The organism is Streptomyces sp. NPDC007095 (assembly GCF_040634475.1).
Lineage (GTDB): Bacteria > Actinomycetota > Actinomycetes > Streptomycetales > Streptomycetaceae > Streptomyces.
In genome coordinates this window covers 1-21062 of sequence record NZ_JBEYFS010000174.1, presented here as the reverse complement: position 1 = coordinate 21062, position 21062 = coordinate 1, and the positions used below count along the sequence as shown (strand labels likewise).

Here is a 21062-nt window from a genome sequence, read left to right as displayed (position 1 = left end):
TGGTGTTCGCGTCCGCCGTGGCCTTCTTGGTGTTCGCGTCCGCCGTGGCCTTCTTGGTGTTCGCGTCCGCCGTGGCCTTCTTGGTGTTCGCGTCCGCCGTGGCCTTCTTGGTGTTCGCGTCCGTCTTGGCCTCCCGCTTGCGGCCCGTGCCGACGCGCAGGCGCGAGGCCGCGCGCGGGTCCAGGGCCGTACGGACACCGTCGCCGAGGACGGTCAGGGCCAGCACGGTCACCAGGAGCGCCCCGGCGGGCAGCAGCAGGTACTGCGGGGCCGCCTGGTACCAGACGTCGGCGGCCGTGAGCATCTGCCCCCAGGACGGCGTCGGGGGCTTCACTCCGACGCCGAGGAAGGACAGCGCGGCCTCGGCGGAGATGTTCATGGGTACGAGGAGCGCGGCATAGGTGATGACGGGGGCGGCCAGTCCGGGCAGGAGTTCGCGGCGGGCGATGCGCCAGGTGTTCCAGCCGCTGAGCCGCGCGGCGGAGACGTAGTCCAGCCCCTTGAGAGTGAGGGTCTGGGCGCGCACGATCTTCGCGGTGTTGCCCCAGGCGATCAGGCCGATGACGAGCGCAACCAGCAAGGGCCGCGGGAAGCTGCTGGGCACGATCGCCAGCAGGGCCAGCGACATGATCATCAACGGCATCGCGACGAAGATGTCGGTGATCCGGCTCAACAGCTGATCGATCCATCGGTTGCCGAGTGCGGCCGCGACGCCCACCACGACACCGACGAGGACCTGTACGACGGTCGCCCCCAGCGCGACTCCCAGCGAGACCCGGGCGCCGTACACGAGCCGGGCGAAGAGGTCGCGGCCGGTCTGCGGCTCGACGCCGAGCCAGTGGTCGCCGCTGACGCCGCCGAACGAGCCCACCGGAACGCCGCCGCGCGCGGAGTCGATCAGGGACGGGTGATAGGTGGTCGGATCCTGGCCCTCGATCGCCGTGAGCAGCGGGGCGGCGAGTGCGAGCAGGACGAGCAGCGCGACGACGGCCGCCGCGACGAGGGCGGCGCGCTGCGTGCGCAGCCGCCGCCAGAACTGACGGGCCCCCGAGGCCCCCGGGACGGACGCGGGGTCCGTCCCGGGGGCCTGAGAGGCGACGATTGCCTCGCTCACGGCGCTACTTCACCGCGACCTGGGAGATGTCCAGCACGCCGGTCCAGTCACTGATCACGATGCTCTTGACCGCGCTGCCGTACAGGCGCTTGTAGACGGGGTGGAACAGCGGCACGGTCAGGGCCTGCTCGCCGATCTTCTTGTCCAGTGCGCCCCAGCGCTTGGCGGCCTCGTCGAGATTCGTCAACTTGTTGATCGCGTCGATCTCGTCGTTGACGGACTTGTCGTTGAGGAAGCCGGTGTTGAAGTTCGCGCCGTCCTTGACGATCTGACGGCCGTCGAAGATCGGGGCCAGGAAGGGACCGCCGGAGGGCCAGTCGGCACCCCAGTGGGCGAGGAAGAAGCCCGGCTCGCTCTTGACGCTGTGGATCTTGTCCTTGTAGTCGTTGATCTCCAGGCCCTGGAGCTTGACCGTGATACCGGCCTTCTTCAGGGCGTCCTGGAGGGCCGTCGCGATCTCCGGGCTGGTTTCGAAGTCCTTGTCGTTGGAGTGCGTGAGGGTGACGGTGATCCCGTTCGGGTGACCCGCCTCCTTCAGCAGCTCCTTGGCCTTGGCCGGGTTGCCGGACGCGCCCGCCGGAAAGTGGTCGTAGGGCGTGTAGCCGAAGGACTTCTGGTTCGGCAGGTACGTGGTCGCGGCCTCGGCCAGCGACGAACCACCCGCCGCGTTGATCACCGACGAACGGTCGACGGCGTACGCGATCGCCTGCCGCACCTTCGGGTCGTCGAACGGCTTCACCTTCGGGTTGAAGGCGATGTAGTTGGTGTAGCCGAAGTGCCCGGTGCCGACGCGCGCCGCCAGCGCCTTGTCACCCGTCACCTTGGCCAGCTCGGCCGGACCGAGGTTGGTGTCCGTGGTGACGGCGGCGGCATCCGCGCCCTGGGACGCGGACAGCCGCTGGTTGATCACGGAGGAGTCCAGGCCCGACCGTACGTCGATCTTGTCCGGGTAGGCCTTGCGCTCGGCGTCGGTCGCCGCGGACCAGTACGGGTTGCGCTCCAGGGTGATCCGCTCGCCGTCGTTCTCGTTCTTGACGACCTTGTACGGGCCGGAGGAGATCGGGTGCTGCTCGTACTTCGTGCCGTTGTCCTTGGCCTTCGGGACGGGCGTGAACTGGGTCTGCGTGGCGAGGTAGGGGAACTCGCCCTCGGGCTTGTTGAGGTGGAAGACGATGGTCAGGTCGTCCGGGGTCTCGATCGAGGCGAGGCCCTTCTTGTCCTTGTACGGCCCCTGGTAGTCGGCGCCACCGATCAGCCAGTCCCGCAGGTAGGGGGCGCCGCCGGAGAGCTCGGCCGCGAAGGAGCGCTCGATGCCGTACTTGATGTCGGCGGAGGTGATCGGCGTGCCGTCCTCGTACTTGAGGCCCTTCTTCAGGGTGTACGTCCACACGGTCGCGTTCTCGCTCGGGCGGCCGGTGTCGGTGGCGAGGTCGGGGACGACCTTGGCGCCGGCGGCGCCGCTCTCACGGTTGCGCGTGGTCAGCGTACGGAAGACGAGGGAGGGGACGTTGCCGCCGCCGGAGGTGTAGAGGCGCGCCGGGTCGAAGTCCTCCTGCGGGTTGGCGTTGAGGACGGTGAGCGTGCCCCCCTTCCGGGGCTTGGAGTCGCCACCGGCGCCCTTGGCATCGTTGTCCTTCGGCCCGCAGGCGGCCGCGCCCGCTGCCACGACCAGGGTGACGGATGCCGCGGCCACGCGGCGGGCTATGACGGACGGTTGACGCATCGGAAGACGACCTCTCGAATGATGAGACGGATTGACGAGGAGTGAGACGGAAGCGAACGGACGTCTGCCCCGGCGCCAGGTCGTCAAAAAGGTCGCGAAGTCGGAAAATCGATGACCAATACGGTCACCTACGGTCACGACGGAAGCGGAAGCACGACGCACGCGCCAAGGGCGGGCGTCAGCGACAGTGGATGTCTGCCACGCAGAGCGCGGTCACACCAATCAGCGCCAGCTCGATGGCGGCGCGACGGACGGCATGACTAGACCACATGCGCAAAAATATGAACGAACTTTCGGAGCATGTCAACGTGGCCCCAGTGGCCCCCGCGGCCCCTCCGTCAACTCCCCGGGTAGGGCCAGGGGTTGGCCCGACAGTGGATTCCGTCATGGTCGAGGAACTTGGTCTGCTGCTGCATGACGGGCGCGAGCTCGCCGTCCTTGTCGCAGGTGACATGGCCGTATCCGAGGCGGTGGCCGACCTCGTGGTTGATGAGCATCTGCCGGTACGGGTGAATCGCGTCACCGTAGGTCTTGGAGCCCTGCGCCCAGCGGTACGCGTTGATCATCACGCGCTCGGTGGAGGCCGAGTCGCACGACACGTTGTCCTCGGTCGTGTCCAGCCCGGACTTGGCGCACCACTCGGCGGTGGTGCCGGGGCTGGCCAGCGTGATCACGAAGTCGGGCTTGCCGGTGTAGATCCGTTCGAAGGTACGGGCGCCGTTGTGGGCCCAACTCCGTTTGTCGTTCAGCGTCTTCTGCACGGCCTGCGCGAAGAGAGTGGCGTCGAGGCCGAGACCCCGCTCCACGTCCACCCGGTACGTGTACTTCTGCCCCTTTCCGGGGGCCTTGTCGAACCCGGGGACGGCGTCGAACTTCCCCGAGCCCTTGAGGGTGGCGCTGAGCGCGTACTTCACACCCATCTTCTGGTCGTACGTCAGCGGTGTCGCGCTCGGCGTCACGGACGGGGTCGACCCGGTGCCCCCGGGCGAGGCGGACGGGCGGGCGTCCAGTCCACCGCCGGCGGACTGCGTCTGCGCGGTGGCGTCGTGCCGCCCGGCGGCCACCTGTCCGGCCACCACTACCGCGAGCACGGTGGTGACGGCGGCCGCGGCGATTCCGGTGAACGCCCGCCCCTTGACGCCCTTGCCCTTCTCCGCCTCCTCGGTCCCCGGCTCGTCGCCTCCGGCCCTGCGCCCGTTCTCGCTCTCGCTCTCGTCGAAGGCGTCGACATAGGCCTGCCGGAGCCCCGGGCCGGGCCCGAGCCCGGCGTCGGCCTCCTGCCGCTGCCGGGGGATGCGCGGTCCGGGTGCCCCCTGGGGCATGCCTTGGGGCGCCCCCTGCGGCATGGCCTGAGGCCCGCCGTCCGCGGCCCCCGCCGTCCGCGGGTCACCTCCGAACGCGCCCCAGCCACCGCCGGGTTCACGCTGCTCGGGGTGTCCCGCACGCGCCTGGGGCACCCCTCGCACGGGGGTGCCGTCCGGCGACCGCGGCACCTCACGAGCGGGCGTACCGCCGGTCATACGAGGGATGCCGTGCGCGGGCGTCCCATCGGCGAACCTCGGGACACCGTGCGCGGGAGTCCCGTCCGGAAGACGCGGCACACCGTGCGCCGGAGTCCCGTCCGGAAAGCGCGGGACAGCGTGCGCGGGGGTCCCATCCGGAAAGCGCGGCACACCATGCGCGGGGGTCCCATCCGGAAAGCGCGGCACACCGTGCGCCGGAGTCCCGTCCTGGAGACGCGGAACGCCCTGCGGCGGGGTCCCGTTCGCCATCCGCGGGATGCCGTGGGCCGGCGTGCCATCGGGATAACGCGGGACACCGTGCGCGGGGGTCCCGTCCGAATAGCGCGGCACACCATGCGCAGGGGTCCCGTCCGAATAGCGCGGCACACCATGCGCGGGGGTCCCGTCCTGGAGACGCGGAACGCCCTGCGACGGCGTCCCGCTCGCCATCCGCGACACGCCGTGCACCGGAGTCCCGTCCTGGGGGCGGGGAGCTCCGGGCAGCGGAGTGCCGCTCGGCGCGGGGCGTCGAGGCCCCGGTGGCTGTGGGCCCAGGGGGCCACGCGTGGCCCCCTGCGGCGAGGTAGCCGCCGGACCCGTACCCGGCGCCACCTCTTGAGCCGTGCCCGGTGCGGCACCGGGCGCCGGAACCCTCGGCATCTCCCCCGCGTCGCTCTTACCGGCCCGCCCCCGGCGACTGTGACGTCCCACGCCCCGCCTCAGCTCCCCGCGTCCGCGCCGGCGGGGAAGGTCAACTCGCCTGATTCCGCGAGGAGTTCGCGGAACGCCGAGGCCACCGTCTCCGGGTACTCCATCATCGCGACATGCCCCGCGTCCGGCAGCGACAGCAGCCGGGAGTCGCGGAAGGCGCGCGCCGCGCGGCGGGCCATGCGGTAGGCGACGAGCTGGTCACGGCCGCCGTAGACGAGCAGCGTCGGCGCGAGCACCCGCTCGGCCTGGCGCCACAGCCCGTGCTGGCCGCCCAGCGTGTACGCGTTCACGAGGCCGCGCGACGAACGCGCCATGGCGTCCCAGAAGTAGGGCAGCGCGAGCCGCCGCTCCATCTCCTCGACCGCGTCGCGGAACCCCTCGGGCGTCACCATGCCGGGGTCGCCGTAACAGAGCGCCATGACCCCGCGGACGCGCTGCTCGGCGCTCCAGTCCTTGGTGAGCCGGGTGAACAGCCGCGCCACCCCCGGCACCGAGAGCAGCGCGGTCGGCCACGCGGTGCGCTGCGCGCGGATCTCCGGGAGCGCGGGCGAGATCAGGGTGAGCGTCTCGACCAGGTCGGGGCGTACGGCGGCGACGCGCGTCGCGACCGCTCCGCCGAGCGAGTTCCCGAAGAGGTGCACGGGGCCGCGCTCGGCCGCGTCGAGATAACGGATGACCGCGCGCGCGTGCCCGGTCACCGAGTAGTTGCCGTCGTCCGGCGGCGGCGAGTCCCCGAAGCCGGGCAGATCGAGCGCCTCGCTGTCCACGAGCCCGTCGAGCAGCGGCATCAGCGCCGACCAGTTCTGCGAGGAACCGCCCAGCCCATGGACGTACAGGGCGGGCGGCAGTCCCTCGCGCGAGGGTGGTCTCGAACGCACGGTCAGCGTGATCCCGGGCAGACCGACCGATCGCAGGCGCTCCCCCTCCGCGACCCGGACGGTCCCGACCCTCGGCGTGACGGTGGTGGCCAGCGCGGCGGGCAGCTCGGTCGAAGACATGCGGCAATGTTACGAGACGATCACGCAGTGGTTCATGTGTTCGCTGTCACAGATCGTGCGCGGATCGTCTAGCGCCTCGATCGGGTGTCTCCTAGGCTTCGAACGAGGGCACTCATACGTACGTCAGGATCCGAACCTCAGGAGCCGTACACCAGGAGCGCACTCGCACCGCTCGGGAAGAGGAACCATGACAGTCGACCCGACAGACCCCGAGACCTTCGACGACCGGTTCCGGGAGATCGTTGACCCGGAAGCCCCGGAGGCGGATCTCGCCGAGCAGCTCAGCGAACTGGATCCGGCGGACGACATCGACCCGGAACCCCCCGGTGACCCCCTCAACGCCAACGAGGCCGACCTCGCCGAGCAGGCCAGGGTCGTCCGGCTCAACGAGGACGACTACAGGGGATGACCACATGTGACCGGACCCCGCCGACCAGCGGTATCCGGCACGGCTTCACGCCCTTCTCACCCTGTTCGTCACCCTCTGTGTCGTTATCGCACGCGTCCGGTCCGTGAAATTCTGCGCTCGCACCGCGCACAGCGGGGTTACCGAAAAGTACGATGGCGGCGCGGCGCACACCGCATGTGGACAATTTTGGGAGGCGGCGTGACAGCCATCGAGCAGACAGAGGCGGCACGCCCGCGGGGCACTCGCCTGCCGCGCCGTGCCCGACGCAACCAGCTCCTCGGCGCCGCCCAGGAAGTATTCGTTGCGCAGGGGTATCACTCGGCCGCCATGGACGACATCGCCGAGCGCGCGGGCGTCAGCAAGCCGGTTCTCTACCAGCACTTCCCGGGCAAGCTCGACCTGTACCTCGCGCTGCTGGACCAGCACTGCGAGTCCCTGCTGCATGCGGTAAGGACGGCGCTCGCGTCCACCACGGACAACTCGCTGCGCGTCCGCGCCACGATGGACGCCTACTTCGCGTACGTCGAGGACGACGGCGGCGCCTTCCGGCTCGTCTTCGAGTCCGACCTGACGAACGAGCCCGCGGTCCGCGAGCGCGTCGACAAGGTCACGCACGAGTGCGCGGAGGCGATCTGCGATGTCATCGCGGAGGACACCGGTCTCTCGCGTGCCGAGTCGATGCTCCTCGCCTCGGGCCTGGGCGGCCTCGCACAGGTGGTGGCCCGCTCCTGGCTGCACAGCGACCGCAGCGTCCCGCGCGACCAGGCGGTGCAGCTGCTGACGTCACTGGCCTGGCGGGGTATCGCGGGTTTCCCGCTGCACGGCACCGATCACCACTGACGCACGACTGACCGTCTCTTTGTTCCCGTCCGCTGTTCGCTCTTGGCGTTCTCGGCCGGAACGTGCACGTCCCCTCACCGGGCTAATGTGTGCAGCGTACGGCGCGGAGAGACGCGCACATGACTGACCGTCGGAGGGACAAAGCCGTGGAGGTCAAGATCGGCGTGCAGCACGCGCCCCGCGAGATCGTTCTGGAGAGCGGTCAGACCCCGGAAGAGGTCGAGCGCGCGGTGTCCGAGGCGCTGGCCGGCAAGTCGCAGCTGCTGAGCCTCGTGGACGACCACGGCCGCAAGGTCCTGGTTCCGGCCGACCGCCTCGCGTACGTGGAGCTCGGCGAGCCCACGCAGCGCAAGGTGGGATTCAGCGCGCTGTAGTTCATGCGTGCGAAGGGGCCCGGTGACACTGTCACCGGGCCCCTTCGCACGCATGCGCGGAACAGGCCCCTCCGCGCACATCGCGCCGGGCCCGTACACGTGGTCTCACCACCACGGATGGAGCACAGAACATCCACAGGGGAGGATTGCGTTCCGCGCCTCGGGGGTAGACCCGCTACGACCGATTTGCACCGGCCGTGCGGGAGGGACCCCCACCATGTTGTTGGAAGCGCTCGGCGCCGCGATGCTCGGTCTCGCCCTGGCATGGTGGGCGGCGTACCGACTGCCGCACCGACTGCCGAGCCGCGGCCTGGTCCTGTCGACCGGTGTCGCCGGAGCCCTGTTCGGGGCCTTCCTGACGCACACGGCGCTCGGATCCGGCCACTTCCTGGTCATCCTCGCCGGCGCCGCGATCGTCTGCGCCGCGCTGCTGTCGCTCCTGCTGCGCCCCGCGGAAAGATTTCGCCGCCGCTCGGCGACGGCGTGACCGAAGCGGGCGACGGCGAAACTCCTGAGGACGACAAGCCCCGAGACAGTCCGGGAAACCGGGGAGACCGGGTCTAGGCAGCCAGGCCCAGTGCCGCCATCCGCTTGGTGTGGGCCTCGGTGATCCGCGAGAACATCCGGCCGACCTCCGCGAGGTCGAACCCGTCCGCCACACCGCCCACGAGCATCGTCGACAGCGCGTCGCGGTCCGCGACGACCCGCTGTGACTGCGACAGCGCCTCGCCCATCAGCCGCCGCGCCCACAGCGCGAGCCGACCGCCCACGCGCGGGTCCGCGTCGATGGCGGCGCGCACCTTCTCGACGGCGAAGCTCGCGTGCCCGGTGTCGTCGAGGACGCTGAGCACGAGCCCGCGTGTGTCGGCATCGAGGCGTGCGGCGACCTCCCGGTAGAAGTCACTGGCGATCGAGTCGCCGACGAACGCCTTGACGAGGCCCTCCAGCCAGTCCGAGGGGGCCGTCTGCCGGTGGAAGCCGTCGAGCGCGGCGACGAACGGTTCCATCGCCTCGGTCGGCTCCGCGCCGACCGCGGCGAGCCGGTCCCGCAGCCGCTCGAAGTGGTGGAACTCGGCCGACGCCATCTTCGCCAGCTCCGCCTTGTCACTGAGCGTCGGGGCCAGCTTGGCGTCCTCCGCGAGCCGCTCGAACGCCGCCAACTCGCCGTACGCGAGCGCTCCGAGCAGGTCCACGACCGCGGCGCGGTACTGGGGGTCGGCGGCGGCCGTGTCCCACTTCTGCGCGGCGACTCCGGTGGCCGCGGGGGTGGTCTTGTCGGTGGCCTCGGCGGACTGGTCAGCGGCGTTGTCAGGCGTCGTCATGAAGCGCACAATAGCCCGCTCGACGCAACAGGGAAGTCCCTGGTCAATCAGTGTGACGACGACTACGTGACCAAATCGGCCATCGCATATGCGCGATTCCGGGGTATGGTGGTAATGCGCCCGGCGAGTATTCGACGGGCCGCACGAATGAGGATGCCCGGTCGGTGGCCCGATCGGCTCCGACCCGACAGCCCTCCTCGTCCGTACGGCACATTGCGTACGACATCCGGAGGGAACCCTCAGCGGTACGAGAGCTCGAGCGTCGGCAGTGGTCCCATGCCACTCGGCCCGCCCGTCAAGAGCGGCCGACGTCCCCGGCACGGTCCCCGACACGACCCCCGCGCTCGCCTCGCACCGCGTACACAGAAGAGGCAGCACCCTGACTACGACTTTCCGAGAGCTCGGAATCCTTCCCGAGACGGCCGAGGCCCTTGAAGCCGTCGGCATCATCACTCCCTTCCCCATCCAGGAGATGACGCTCCCCGTAGCCCTTTCGGGCTCCGACGTCATCGGCCAGGCCAAGACCGGCACCGGCAAGACGCTGGGCTTCGGCCTCCCGCTCCTCGAGCGTGTCACCGTCCCCGCGGACGTCGAGGCGGGCCGGGCCCAGCCCGAGCAGCTCACCGACGCCCCGCAGGCCCTCGTCGTCGTCCCGACGCGCGAGCTGTGCACCCAGGTGACCAACGACCTGCTGACCGCCGGCAAGGTCCGCAACGTACGCGTTCTCGCCATCTACGGCGGCCGGGCGTACGAGCCGCAGGTCGAGGCCCTCAAGAAGGGCGTCGACGTCATCGTCGGTACCCCGGGCCGACTGCTGGACCTCGCGGGCCAAAAGAAGCTCAACCTCAAGCACATCAAGGCGCTCGTCCTCGACGAAGCCGACGAAATGCTCGACCTGGGCTTCCTGCCCGACGTCGAGAAGATCATGAACATGCTGCCGGCCCGCCGTCAGACCATGCTGTTCTCGGCGACCATGCCGGGTGCGGTCATCGGTCTCGCGCGTCGCTACATGTCGCAGCCCACGCACATCCGCGCCACGGCGCCGGACGACGAGGGCGCGACGGTCCGCAACACCGCGCAGTTCATCTACCGCGCGCACAACATGGACAAGCCCGAGCTGGTCGCGCGCATACTGCAGGCCGACGGCCGCGGGCTCGCGATGGTGTTCTGCCGCACCAAGCGGACGGCGGCGGACCTCGCCGACCAGCTCCAGCAGCGCGGCTTCGCCTCCGGCGCGGTCCACGGCGACCTCGGCCAGGGCGCCCGCGAGCAGGCCCTGCGCGCGTTCCGCAACGGCAAGGTCGACGTCCTCGTCTGCACCGACGTCGCCGCCCGCGGCATCGACGTCGAGGGTGTCACCCACGTCATCAACTACCAGTCCCCCGAGGACGAGAAGACGTACCTGCACCGCATCGGCCGTACGGGCCGCGCGGGCGCCAAGGGCATCGCGATCACCCTCGTCGACTGGGACGACATCCCGCGCTGGCAGCTCATCAACAAGGCGCTGGACCTCGGCTTCAGCAACCCGCCGGAGACGTACTCCACGTCCCCGCACCTCTTCGAGGAACTGAACATCCCGGCCGGCACCAAGGGTGTCCTGCCGCGTTCCGAGCGCACCCGCGCCGGCCTCGCGGCCGAAGAGGTCGAGGACCTCGGCGAGACCGGCGGGCGTGGCGGTCCGCGCGGCCGCGGTGGCCGTTCGTCGGCGCCGGCGGCCGTGGAGCGCGAGCATGAGCGCCCGGCGCGCACGCCCCGCCGCCGTCGCCGTACGCACAACGGTGCCGCGCTGGAGGAGACGTCCACGACACCGACTCCGGAGGCGACCACCGAGCCCGCCGCCGCGGAGGCCACCGAGCCCCGCACCCCGCGCCGCCGTCGCCGTACGCGCGCCGGGGGTACGGCGGAGACGGTGGCGGCTGCCGCCACGGTCTCCGAGCCGTCGGTGAGTGAGGCCCCGCAGGCCGCGGAGACCGCGGTCGCCACGGCCGAGGGCGCGATCGAGGCCACGCCGGAGGACGCGGTCGCGAAGCCGCGTCGCCGTCGGACCCGTAAGACGGCGGAGGCCGCTCCGGCCCCGGTCGAGACCGTGGCCGTGGTCGCGGAATCCGCGCCCGTCGTGGAAGCCGCGCCCGTCACGGAGGTTCCGGCCAAGCCGGTTCGTCGCCGGACCCGCAAGGCCGCCGAAGCCGTCGTCGACACGGCCGAGGGCGTGGTCGAGGCCGCGCCGGAAGCCCTCGCCACCAAGCCGCGGCGTACGCGGGCCAAGGCCACGGCCGAGGCGCCCGCCGAAGCGGCCGTGGACAGCGCGGAGGCGGTGGCGGCCAAGCCCGTCCGTCGCCGCACCCGCAAGGCCGTCGCGGAGACCGTCGAGGCGGCGATTCCCGCCCAGTCGGCCGCCGTTGACGAGCCGGAGGCCAAGCCGCGTCGGCGTACGCGCAAGGTCGTGGAGCCCGCGGACGCGGCGCCGGAGGCGGCAACGCCCCGTCGGCGTACACGCAAGGCGGCGGCTGCCGCGGAGCCCGCGGAGAGCTGATCCTCAGCCCGATGGCCCGGTCCCACGTACGGTGGGGCCGGGCCATCGGCGTTCTCCCACCCCCCGGTGTGTTTGTTGCCTGCGGGCCGGTGGGGGCTTCTCGCGCAGTTCCCCGCGCCCCTGAGGCAACGGGGCCGCGCCCCGGTGCCCCTATCGGCCGTCAGCCGGACGACTACGGACGGGCGGGGGATCCGGGGCGGAGCCCCGCCCGATAACCTCGGGGCATGAGCAGGCCCCCCTCCTTCGTGCCGCCCGCCGGTGTCCGTGCCTACCGTCTCCGCACCGCCCGCGGCGAGTTCGCCGCGCTCGACGCCGCGCCGCAGGCGCAGCTGAAGGGAACCGCGCTGCTGCTGCCGGGTTTCACCGGCAGCAAGGAAGACTTCATCGCGCTGCACGAGCCGCTCGCGGCGCGCGGGTACCGTACCGTCGCCGTGGACGGCCGCGGGCAGTACGAGAGCGACGGTCCCGAGCACGACGAATCGGCCTACGCGCAGGCCGAGTTGGCGAAGGACGTGCTCGCGCAGGCGGCAGCACTCGGCACCCCCGTGCACCTCGTCGGCCACTCCCTCGGCGGACTGGTCGCCCGTGCCTCCGTCCTCCTCGACCCGGCCCCCTTCGCCTCACTCACCCTCATGGCCTCGGGCCCCGCCCAGATCTCCACCTCCCAGCAGCAGCGCGTCAAACTGCTCCGCGACGCCCTCGCCGTGATGGACATGGCCCAGGTGTGGGACGCCATCCAGGCGATGGAACCGCCGGAGGAGACCGACACCGGTGATCTCGACGGTGGGCTGGACGACCGCGAGGACCTGCGGCGACGCTGGCTGCGCACCCGACCGGCCCAGTTGATCGCGACGGGCCGTCAGCTGTGCACGGAGCCCGACCGCGTCGCCGAGCTGGCCGCCGTACGCCTGCCCAAGCATGTGCTGTCCGGCGCGTTCGACGACACCTGGCCGGTGCCGCTCCTGGACGACATGGCCGTACGCCTCAAGGCGCGGCGCACGGTCGTACGAGGAGCCGAGCACTCCCCGAACACGGACCAGCCCGAGCGGACGGCCCTCGCCCTCGCCAAGTTCTGGGACCACACGGACCAGTAACCGGGGGGCGGACCGGTAACCGGGGGGGCGGACCAGTAACCGGGGGGCGGACCGGTAGGAGTTAGTACTGCGCCTGCAAGTGCTCCCAGAAGCCGTCCCGCAGCGCGCGGCGCAGGTCCGCCTGGCCCCGCAGGGAGTACTGCAGCAGCCCCTCGGCCTCGACCAGCAGATCCTGGTCGACCGAGCCGGGCAGGTAGGGGTGGCCGGGCAGCAGCTCCACCAGCGCCTCGCGCCCCCGCGCGGCCAGCCACTTCGCGGCGATCTGGGCGCCCACGAACCGCACGTCCTCGCGGGTGGGCCGGCTCGCCGCCGTCGGGTCGTAGGTCGCGGAGGTGCGCCGGGACACGTACGGCTTGAAGAATTCGAGGTCGAACGTGCGCTGGCTGTCGACCTCCCACAGCAGCGGCTCGGCCTGGTTGCGGCCCTCGGGCGCCTCGATGCCCCAGAGGTGGACCCGCGCCCCGTACCCCTGCGCCGCCTCGACCGCCGACACCAGGTCCTCGTCGCCGCCGAGCAGCGCGGCGTCGCTGATGGCGCGGTGCCGGGCGAGGGACTCCAGGTCGGAGCGGATGAGGGAATCGACGCCCTTTTGCTGGTTGTTGGCGTTGAGGTTGCCCAACCGGACCTTCACGTCCGGGAGTTCGGCGATCGACTGCTGTTCCGCGGTGTGAATACGACGGCGCGCGCCGTCGTACCAGTAGACGCGCAGCAGCCTGCTGTCGGCGAAGATGGTGCGGGCCCTGTCGATGAGCGCCTCGATGAGGCCTTCGGCGTCGAGGTCGAAGGCGCGGCGGTCCTCGGTCCCGGCGACGAGCCGCCCCGCGGCCGCGTACAGGTATCCGGCGTCGACGAAGATCGCATGGGTCGAGGGCGTCTTCGCCACCTCGGCGAGCATGCGCTGGAGCAGCTCGTTCGTGCGGTCGATGCGGGCGCCGAGCGCCGCGTGGTCGTCGTTCATCACCTCCATTGTCCCGGCGGTCACGCTGCGAACACAACCGGTCCCTTTCAGTCTCCTTCAGACTTCTTACTCGACAGTAATTAGGTTCTCGAAAAATTTCCTTAGCGTAGGGAATGTTTGTAACACGCATCCCGTTGAATACGAACGGAAGCGGGAGCACCGACGCCTCGCGCACCACACACCAGTAGTTCTCCTCAGGAGGATGACCAGACGAAGGGAGAAGCCCATGCGCTTCGAAATCATGCGACTCGACGATGTCGACGGCACGCCCGTGGACACCACCGTCGTAGACGCCGCCTCCGTCAACCGGATCGTTCAGCAGGCCGCCGCCATCGGGCAGCGACTGTGGATCCGCCCGGCCGAATCGTCCGCTTCATAACAGTTCAGAGCAGTTCGAAGCAGTCACGGAGCAGTTCACCTCCGGGCGGACGCCTTCAGATTTCAAAGCCCCGTACGGCACGATGCCGTACGGGGCTTTGCGCGTTCTCACAGGCTCACAGTCAGCTCGCCCGGATCACCTGGGTGATCCCGTTGATGATCTGCTGCACGGCGATCGCGGACAGCATCATGCCCGCGAGCCGGGTCACCAGCACGACACCGCCGTCCTTGATGACGCGGATGATCAGCAGCGAGTAACGCATGACCAGCCACAGGACGACGTGGATGGCGAGGATCGCGGTCCACACGGACACCTGCGTGGCGACGGTGTCGGCCTTCTGGACCGCGAGGATCACCGACACGATCGCCCCGGGGCCCGCGAGCAGCGGCATGCCGAGCGGTACGAGGGCGACGTTGACGTCCTTGGTCTGCTTGGGCTCGTCGGTCTTGCCGGTCAGCAGGTCGAGGGCGATCAGCAGGAGCAGCAGCCCACCCGCGATCATCAGCGCGGGCACGGACACATGCAGGTAGTCGAGGATCTGGTGGCCGAGGAGGCCGAAGACGGCGATCACTCCACCGGCCACGCAGACGGCCTGGAGGGCCATCCGCTTCTGCACCTTGGCGGGGCGTCCCGCGGTGAGCGCGAGGAAGATCGGGGTGATCCCGGGGGGATCCATGATGACGAAGAGGGTGAGGAAGAGGGAGCCGAAGACGGCGACGTCGAACATGAGTGTGTGAGGCCTTGCGAAGGTGGGGAGATCGGCGCGGCGAGATCAGCCGCCACCGCTGGGGAAGGGCGTTCCGCCGGGCGGAACGGAGGCACACGACGGCCTGCGTCGGGCGCTTTGTCGAGCGCTTTGTCGAGCGCTTTGTCGAGCGCTTTGTCGAGCGCTTTGTCGGGCGCTTTGTCGGGCGCTTCGAGGAACCCGGGGCGTGAAGGCGGGCGTCAGGCTCCGCCGGTGCCCGGCACGGGGAACGCCCCGGTCGCCCGCCGGGTGATCTCGCCGTACACCTCGGGGTCGGTGGTGAACTCCCCGAGCACACAGGTCTTGCGGCTGCCGTGATAGTCGCTGGACCCGGTGGCGAGCAGTCCCAGGTCGGCGGCGAGGCCGCGCAGCCGGGCGCGGGTGGCCGGCTCGTGGTCCATGTGGTCCACCTCGATGCCGTCGAGGCCGGCGGCGGCCAGGTCGGCGATCGCGGACTCCGGCACGGTCCGGCCGCGCTTGGCGGCGGCCGGGTGCGCGAAGACGGTCACGCCGCCCGCGGCCTTGACGAGGCGGATCGCCTCGAAGGGGTCGGTCTCGTGCTTGGGCACGTAGGCCCGCCCGCCGTCGGCCAGCCAGTTCTCCGTGAAGGCGTCGGAGACGCTGTCCACGACCCCCAGCTCGACCAGGGCGGAGGCGACGTGCGGCCGCCCGACGGATCCGTCGCCCGCGATTCGCGCGACCTGCTCCCAGGTGACCGGCACGCCGAGCTCCTGGAGCTTGGCGACCATGGCCCGGGCGCGCGGCACGCGGTCGTCGCGCACCAGCTCGCGTTCGGCGAGCAGCCCGGGCTCCTCGGGGTCGAAGAGGTAGGCCAGCATGTGCATGCTGACGCCGTCGAGGCGACAGGAGAGCTCGGCGCCCGTGACGAGGGTGAGCCCCTCGGGCAGCGCGGCCAGCGCCTGCGCGTATCCGCGGCTGGTGTCGTGATCGGTCAGCGCGACGACGTCGAGACCGGCAGCGCCGGCGTTGCGCACCAGCTCGGCGGGGGTGTCCGTACCGTCGGACGCGGTGGAGTGGGTGTGCAGATCGATGCGCACGACGCGGGCTCCAGGCGGTGACGGGATGGGCGGGACCGCTCAAGGATAACGGGATTCCTGAGCACCGCCGTCACACCCGCACCCGCCGAGCGCCCCCTACGCTCACCCTGTGAGCGCGCCGCGGTCCCAGCGCCCCGTCAGCGGCGCGGGAACTGCGCGCCCGGCCCGGAACAACCGGCACGCAACCACCCAAGGCACGGCACCCCGCACCACAGCGGAGCGCTACGGCTCCAGGATTCGCGGCGACAACGCCCCGCACGGCAACAGGTCCACCTCCGCCCCCGCGTCCCGCAGATCCGTCAGCACCAGCTCGTCGTACATCAGCAGCCCCGTCTGCTCGGGCCACACCACCGCCCACACCCACAGCCCCAGCGCCTCGCCCGCGAAGACGGCACGGTCGTCGGGGCTGCCGGCCACATGCCAGAGCGGGGTCGGGCGACCGGCCGCGAGGACCTTCGCCTGGGGTGGTTTCTCGACGTTCATGTACGGCCCCGGGTCGGGTCCGTCGATGCCCGCGTACCGCGCGCCGAGGCCGACGCCGAGTTCCTCGGCGACGAGGATCAGCTCCCCGACGCCGCCGAGCGGTCCGGGGCCCGAGCAGGCCACGGCCGTCGCACGCCCCCCGCTGCGATCGTCACCGGCGAAGGCAGCGCCGGTGAACAGCCAGCCGACCGGCAGCGGCCACGGCATCCACACCGGCACCCGGGCACGGTGCACCACTACACCGAGGGCCTCGACGCTGGGCGGGATCACGGGCTGCAGTGGATACACGGTCCCGTGCACATCGCACTGCCAGGAGTCGGCAAAAAGGCCGGGAGCCCTGACCCGGCCACCACACTTCGGGCAACTGGGTTCGCCCCTCATAGGGTCCAACGGTCCTCCCCGTCTTTCGCCGCGTCAAGGACGATCACCCGTCCGGAGCCTGCCGGTCACCCGATGGAACTAGATGCAGCTTGCATTAATTAGCACTTCTAACTTATTATGTGTATACGCCAACGATCTGACCATCGATCCATGGCCCCCGATCTCTCCCTACGCAGTCGAGGAGCGAGCATGATCAACAACACGGGAGGTCCCGCCGAGGGGGACACATTCGACGCCGGTGCGGGCAGCATCCTGCGGCAGCCGAAGGCCGTCTGGGCGACCGCCGGCGCGTCCGTCGTCGCCTTCATGGGCATCGGGCTCGTCGACCCGATCCTGCCCTCCATCGCCAAGGGCCTGGACGCCACCCCGAGCCAGGTCTCGCTGCTCTTCACCTCGTACTTCCTGATCACCGCGGTCGCGATGCTGGTGACCGGCTTCGTCTCCAGCCGCATCGGCGGCAAGAAGACCCTGCTGCTCGGCCTCGCGCTCGTCGTGGTCTTCGCGGGGCTCGCGGGCACGTCCGGCTCGGTCGGCGAACTCGTCGGCTTCCGGGCCGGCTGGGGCCTGGGCAACGCACTGTTCGTCTCCACCGCCCTCGCCGTCATCGTCGGCGCGGCGGCGGGCGGCAGCGCCGCGGCGATCCTGCTCTACGAGTCCGCGCTCGGCCTCGGCATGGCGTGCGGGCCGCTGCTCGGCGCCCTGCTCGGCAACGCCAGCTGGCGCTACCCCTTCTTCGGCACCGCGTTCCTGATGGCGGTCGGCTTCCTGTGCATCACGGCGTTCCTGAAGGAGCAGCCGAGGCCCGCGAAGAAGACCTCACTGCTCGACCCGATCAAGGCGCTCGGCCACGGCGGCCTCGCCTCGGCGGCCGTGTCTGCGTTCTTCTACAACTACACGTTCTTCACCGTGCTGGCCTTCACCCCGTTCGTGCTGAACATGACCCCCTACAAGTCGGGCGCCGTGTTCTTCTGCTGGGGCCTGCTGCTCGCCGTCTTCTCGGTGATCGTGGCGCCACGGATGCAGGCACGGTTCGGCTCGCTCAAGGTGCTGGGCGGCTCCCTGGTCCTGCTCGCCGCCGACGTGCTCGTGCTCGGGTACGGCAACCACACCGCGGCCGTGGTCTGCACGATCCTGTCGGGCGCCTTCATCGGCGTGAACAACACCGTCTACACCGAGCTGGCGCTCGGCGTGTCGGACGCGCCTCGCCCGGTGGCGAGCGCCGGCTACAACTTCGTCCGGTGGTTCGCCGCCGCGGCCGCGCCCTACTTCGCGCCGAAGATCGAGGAGTGGAGCGACATCCGCATCCCGTTCGTGGTCGCCGCGATCACCGCCGTGATCGGCGCGGTCGTGGTCTACGTACGACGAAACGCGCTCTCCCACGAGGCCGAGGAGCTCCAGCCGAAGCACGCCGCCGAGGACAGTGTGACCGTGTTCGCCGGCTGACTGTTTTCGGCCAGGAAACCGACCCGGTCTCAGGTCGGCGGGAAAAGACGGGCAAAAAGTACTCAATCCAGCGGAACGGACTTGCGCGAGGGATCGCGCAGGTCCGTTCCGCCGTTCAGCCAGCGTTCCTGAAGGGCCCCGGCGCCGTGCACGCGCTTCCACGCGGCCTCGTTCGGCGTCATCGGGAGCAGTGGCAGGAACCGTACGGGATCGGCGGGCGCGTCCAGCTCCAGGTCCTCGACCAGGCCACCGGACTCCGCGACCAGGACCGAGGTGAACGGTGCGCCGGGCCACAGCGCCCCACCCACGTCGAGCGAGGCACCGGGGGCCACGATCAGCCCCTCGACCTGCGGGGACGCGGCGAGCACGGCGAGCGGGCGGAGCACCTTGTCGGTGTCGGCGGCGCCGGGGCGGACGGACAGGACCAGCTCCGCGCGCGGGCCCTTCACCGGATCGGCGAGGACCGCCGTGGGGTCCGCCATCGGCTGGGCGGACATACCGAGCGTGGCGTAGCGGACGACGTCACCCTCCGTGAAGCGCAGCACTTCGATGCGGTCGGTGCCGAGGAAGGTGACCGCGGCCCGGGCGTCGGGTTCGCCCAGCGCGGAGCGCAACCGGGCCTCGACCAAAGGAAGAACATCAGCCATGAGCCGAGCATAGAACTCGTCAGTAACGGGCAAAGCGGCGGCTTGACGCTTCAGTGCGCTGATAGTCTTGGCCGCTGGTCGGGGCAGCACGCAGAAGCGTCGCTCTCAAGCTCCGACGCACTGAGACTGACTGTCTCCCCCACGGGGGGAGCCAGCTCCCCCACGGGGGATGGATCGTCCCTCACGGGGGACCGACCGGAGGAGGTGGGGCTGCAATGGACCGAAGTCGACCTGGCAGTACCACCCGCTCTTCCGGTCGCTGAAGTTCTGTAGCTGGTTCCAGCCGCTCCCCGGCTCCCGTAGCTCTGTCGGCTGCTTCCTCCTACAAACGTGTGCATACGTGTCAGCGTTGTCCCGGTGCACCACGGAAGAGCGCTTCGTTTCCGCCTGATCCATCCGATCTGCCTGATCTGAATCAGTAGCGAAGCTGCCACCGCGACGGTGCGGTGCTCCCCGCTTTGTGGACGTGCCAAACATCCGCAGTCAGGACGTCCCCATTCCGGGTAGTTTCAACCGTCGTCGGTCGCCTCCGTTGCGAAGGAGCCCGTCATGTCGATGATCCGTGACCTGCGTGCCGCGGTCCGTCCCCGTCCCTCGCTGCGCAAGGACAGTGGCTCGTACGACCACACCCGCGCCCCCGGGACCAACTCCGCCGTGGTCGACTGCGCCGTCTACCGCGACGGTGCCCGCATCCAGACCCCCGAGCCGCTGACGCCCCAGGAGGCGATGCGGCTGGTACACCGCGACGGCGGCTTCGTGTGGATCGGCCTGCACGAGCCCACGGAGGCCGAATTCGCCGGTATCGCGGGCGAGTTCGGGCTGCACCCGCTGGCCGTCGAGGACGCCGTCCAGGCCCATCAGCGGCCCAAGCTGGAGCGCTACGACGACTCCCTGTTCACCGTCTTCAAGACCATCCACTACGTCGAGCACGACGAACTCACCGCCACCAGCGAGATCGTGGAGACCGGCGAGGTCATGTGCTTCACCGGGCGGGACTTCTTCATCACCGTCCGGCACGGCGGGCAGGGCTCGCTGCGGGCGCTGCGGCACCGGCTGCAGGACGACCCCGAGCTGCTCGCCAAGGGGCCCTCCGCCGTGCTGCACGCCATCGCCGACCACGTCGTCGACGGGTACATCGCGGTCGCGGACGCCGTGCAGGACGACATCGACGAGGTGGAGACCGAGGTCTTCTCGCCGGGCCGCAAGGGCACCCCGCGCGGCACGGACGCGGGCCGCATCTACCAACTCAAGCGCGAAGTGCTGGAGTTCAAGCGGGCCGTCTCCCCGCTGCTGCGCCCCATGCAGCTGCTGAGCGAGCGCCCGATGCGGCTGATCGACCCGGACATCCAGAAGTACTTCCGCGACGTCGCCGACCACCTCGCCCGCGTCCAGGAACAGGTCCTCGGCTTCGACGAACTGCTCAACTCCATCCTCCAGGCCAACCTCGCGCAGGCGTCCGTGACGCAGAACGAGGACATGCGCAAGATCACTTCCTGGGCCGCGATCATCGCCGTACCGACGATGGTCTGTGGTGTGTACGGCATGAACTTCGACTACATGCCGGAGCTGCACTGGAAGTTCGGCTACCCGCTGGTGCTGGGCGCCACGGTCGGGATGTGTCTGTCGATCCACCGGATCCTGAAGCGCAACGGCTGGCTCTGAGCGCACCGGGTGACCGCCGCCCGCCCCTGGATAGGCTGGGCCCATGACGGAACAGCTGCTCGACCGGGCCCTCGTCGAGGAGGCCACGAAGAAGTCCGGGCTGATCTGGGTACGGAGCGGCGGCGTGCCGGCGCACGAGGCGCCGGGCGCCGAGGCGCCCACCCGGGCCCTGTGGCACGTGTGGCACGACGGCGGGGCCTGTCTGGTCGGCGACGGGCCCGGTGAGCAGCCGTTGCCCGGTCTCGTCGACGGGGGCGACGCGGTCGTCGTCGTCCGCAGCAAGGACAAGGGCGGGCGGCTGGTCGCGTGGACCGCGAAGGTGGTCGAACTCGTGCCCGGCTCCCCCGCGTGGGAGGAGACGGTCGCCGAGCTCAAGGGCAAGCGCCTGAACGCGCCCGACGGCGAGGAGATGCCGGCCCGCTGGGCCCGCGAGTGCCGGGTGCTGCGCCTGGAGCCCCGGGCGGGCACGCTCCCGCTGCCGGACGGCTCGCTGGCCGCCGCGCCGATCCCGTCCCCGGCGACCACCCGGCAACCGATCCCGGCCGCCGTACCGCGCCTGCTCTTCAAGAAGCGGGGACGCCGCCGCTAGGACCTGTCGTCAAATTCCCGTCCGCCCCGCGACGCCATGCACGCACTCTCACCGCACCAGGCACAGACCCGAGTACGTCCAGTACGAGGGCCTGTGC

The 21062-nt window shown here is 70.5% G+C and carries 21 protein-coding genes; 10 read left to right on the top strand and 11 right to left on the bottom strand.

Annotation, left to right across the window (positions count from 1 at the left end; translation table 11 throughout):
- The 5 genes from ABZ656_RS41545 to ABZ656_RS41525 all read right to left on the bottom strand — a co-directional run.
- Window positions 1–1114, bottom strand: a 1114-nt coding sequence (locus ABZ656_RS41545) for an ABC transporter permease (RefSeq protein ID WP_360275489.1), incomplete at its 3' end; no start/stop codon positions are given.
- A gap of 4 nt (window positions 1115–1118) precedes the next feature.
- Window positions 1119–2837, bottom strand: a complete 1719-nt coding sequence (locus ABZ656_RS41540; protein ID WP_360275486.1) for an ABC transporter substrate-binding protein — start codon at window positions 2835–2837, stop codon at window positions 1119–1121.
- 178 nt (window positions 2838–3015) lie between these two features.
- The gene (locus tag ABZ656_RS41535) at window positions 3016–3108 is read right to left on the bottom strand and encodes an Ms4533A family Cys-rich leader peptide (RefSeq protein ID WP_312639156.1); all 93 of its coding nucleotides are present in this window, start codon (window positions 3106–3108) and stop codon (window positions 3016–3018) included.
- 67 nt (window positions 3109–3175) lie between these two features.
- Window positions 3176–4609, bottom strand: a complete 1434-nt coding sequence (locus tag ABZ656_RS41530) for a DUF3152 domain-containing protein (protein ID WP_360275482.1) — start codon at window positions 4607–4609, stop codon at window positions 3176–3178.
- A gap of 449 nt (window positions 4610–5058) precedes the next feature.
- Window positions 5059–6048 (bottom strand): alpha/beta hydrolase, encoded by a 990-nt coding sequence (locus ABZ656_RS41525; protein ID WP_101400524.1) that lies wholly within the window; start codon window positions 6046–6048, stop codon window positions 5059–5061.
- A 187-nt stretch (window positions 6049–6235) separates the two neighbouring features.
- On the opposite strand from ABZ656_RS41525, the gene ABZ656_RS41520 reads away from it, so the two are divergent.
- The 4 genes from ABZ656_RS41520 to ABZ656_RS41505 all read left to right on the top strand — a co-directional run bounded on the left by ABZ656_RS41520 (window position 6236) and on the right by ABZ656_RS41505 (window position 8158).
- Window positions 6236–6457: a hypothetical protein gene (locus ABZ656_RS41520; protein ID WP_101400523.1), complete on the top strand. Its 222-nt coding sequence runs from the start codon at window positions 6236–6238 to the stop codon at window positions 6455–6457.
- A gap of 198 nt (window positions 6458–6655) precedes the next feature.
- Entirely contained in the window at window positions 6656–7297 is a 642-nt protein-coding gene (locus tag ABZ656_RS41515) for a TetR/AcrR family transcriptional regulator (RefSeq protein ID WP_101400522.1), read from the top strand.
- Window positions 7298–7443: 146 nt separating this feature from the next.
- Window positions 7444–7671: a DUF3107 domain-containing protein gene (locus ABZ656_RS41510; RefSeq protein WP_028801993.1), complete on the top strand. Its 228-nt coding sequence runs from the start codon at window positions 7444–7446 to the stop codon at window positions 7669–7671.
- A 217-nt stretch (window positions 7672–7888) separates the two neighbouring features.
- On the top strand, window positions 7889–8158 hold the full coding sequence (locus tag ABZ656_RS41505; protein WP_101400521.1) for a hypothetical protein: 270 nt from the start codon (window positions 7889–7891) through the stop codon (window positions 8156–8158).
- Window positions 8159–8231: 73 nt separating this feature from the next.
- Here ABZ656_RS41505 and ABZ656_RS41500 read toward each other — a convergent pair whose 3' ends face one another.
- On the bottom strand, window positions 8232–8993 hold the full coding sequence (locus ABZ656_RS41500; RefSeq protein WP_101403727.1) for a ferritin-like fold-containing protein: 762 nt from the start codon (window positions 8991–8993) through the stop codon (window positions 8232–8234).
- Between the two features lie 472 nt (window positions 8994–9465).
- Between ABZ656_RS41500 and ABZ656_RS41495 the strand changes: the two genes are divergently transcribed.
- Window positions 9466–11526, top strand: a complete 2061-nt coding sequence (locus ABZ656_RS41495) for a DEAD/DEAH box helicase (RefSeq protein ID WP_360275477.1) — start codon at window positions 9466–9468, stop codon at window positions 11524–11526.
- A 224-nt stretch (window positions 11527–11750) separates the two neighbouring features.
- On the top strand, window positions 11751–12620 hold the full coding sequence (locus tag ABZ656_RS41490; protein ID WP_101400519.1) for an alpha/beta hydrolase: 870 nt from the start codon (window positions 11751–11753) through the stop codon (window positions 12618–12620).
- A gap of 61 nt (window positions 12621–12681) precedes the next feature.
- Here the strand turns inward: ABZ656_RS41490 and ABZ656_RS41485 are convergent, their stop codons facing one another.
- Window positions 12682–13587, bottom strand: a complete 906-nt coding sequence (locus ABZ656_RS41485; protein ID WP_180294196.1) for an NYN domain-containing protein — start codon at window positions 13585–13587, stop codon at window positions 12682–12684.
- A gap of 217 nt (window positions 13588–13804) precedes the next feature.
- Here ABZ656_RS41485 and ABZ656_RS41480 point away from each other — a divergent pair, with 217 nt between their 5' ends.
- A complete protein-coding gene (locus tag ABZ656_RS41480) occupies window positions 13805–13957 on the top strand; it encodes a hypothetical protein (protein ID WP_095852725.1) in 153 nt (50 codons plus the stop codon).
- Between the two features lie 121 nt (window positions 13958–14078).
- Here the strand turns inward: ABZ656_RS41480 and ABZ656_RS41475 are convergent, their stop codons facing one another.
- The 3 genes from ABZ656_RS41475 to ABZ656_RS41465 all read right to left on the bottom strand — a co-directional run bounded on the left by ABZ656_RS41475 (window position 14079) and on the right by ABZ656_RS41465 (window position 16624).
- Window positions 14079–14684: a MarC family protein gene (locus ABZ656_RS41475; RefSeq protein ID WP_101400518.1), complete on the bottom strand. Its 606-nt coding sequence runs from the start codon at window positions 14682–14684 to the stop codon at window positions 14079–14081.
- A 218-nt stretch (window positions 14685–14902) separates the two neighbouring features.
- On the bottom strand, window positions 14903–15760 hold the full coding sequence (locus ABZ656_RS41470; RefSeq protein WP_101400517.1) for a PHP domain-containing protein: 858 nt from the start codon (window positions 15758–15760) through the stop codon (window positions 14903–14905).
- Window positions 15761–15982: 222 nt separating this feature from the next.
- Window positions 15983–16624 carry a DUF6758 family protein gene (locus ABZ656_RS41465; RefSeq protein ID WP_101400516.1) on the bottom strand — a complete coding sequence of 214 codons (642 nt, stop codon included), beginning with the start codon at window positions 16622–16624 and terminating at the stop codon, window positions 15983–15985.
- Window positions 16625–16813: 189 nt separating this feature from the next.
- On the opposite strand from ABZ656_RS41465, the gene ABZ656_RS41460 reads away from it, so the two are divergent.
- Complete coding sequence (locus tag ABZ656_RS41460) at window positions 16814–18067, top strand: MFS transporter (protein WP_101400515.1); 1254 nt, start codon at window positions 16814–16816, stop codon at window positions 18065–18067.
- A 62-nt stretch (window positions 18068–18129) separates the two neighbouring features.
- On the opposite strand, the gene ABZ656_RS41455 is transcribed toward ABZ656_RS41460, so the two are convergent.
- The gene (locus ABZ656_RS41455; RefSeq protein ID WP_075028794.1) at window positions 18130–18714 is read right to left on the bottom strand and encodes a suppressor of fused domain protein; all 585 of its coding nucleotides are present in this window, start codon (window positions 18712–18714) and stop codon (window positions 18130–18132) included.
- Between the two features lie 549 nt (window positions 18715–19263).
- Between ABZ656_RS41455 and ABZ656_RS41450 the strand changes: the two genes are divergently transcribed.
- On the top strand, window positions 19264–20376 hold the full coding sequence (locus ABZ656_RS41450; RefSeq protein ID WP_101400514.1) for a magnesium and cobalt transport protein CorA: 1113 nt from the start codon (window positions 19264–19266) through the stop codon (window positions 20374–20376).
- A gap of 43 nt (window positions 20377–20419) precedes the next feature.
- Window positions 20420–20965 (top strand): hypothetical protein, encoded by a 546-nt coding sequence (locus ABZ656_RS41445; RefSeq protein WP_101400513.1) that lies wholly within the window; start codon window positions 20420–20422, stop codon window positions 20963–20965.
- Window positions 20966–21062: the final 97 nt, after the last annotated feature.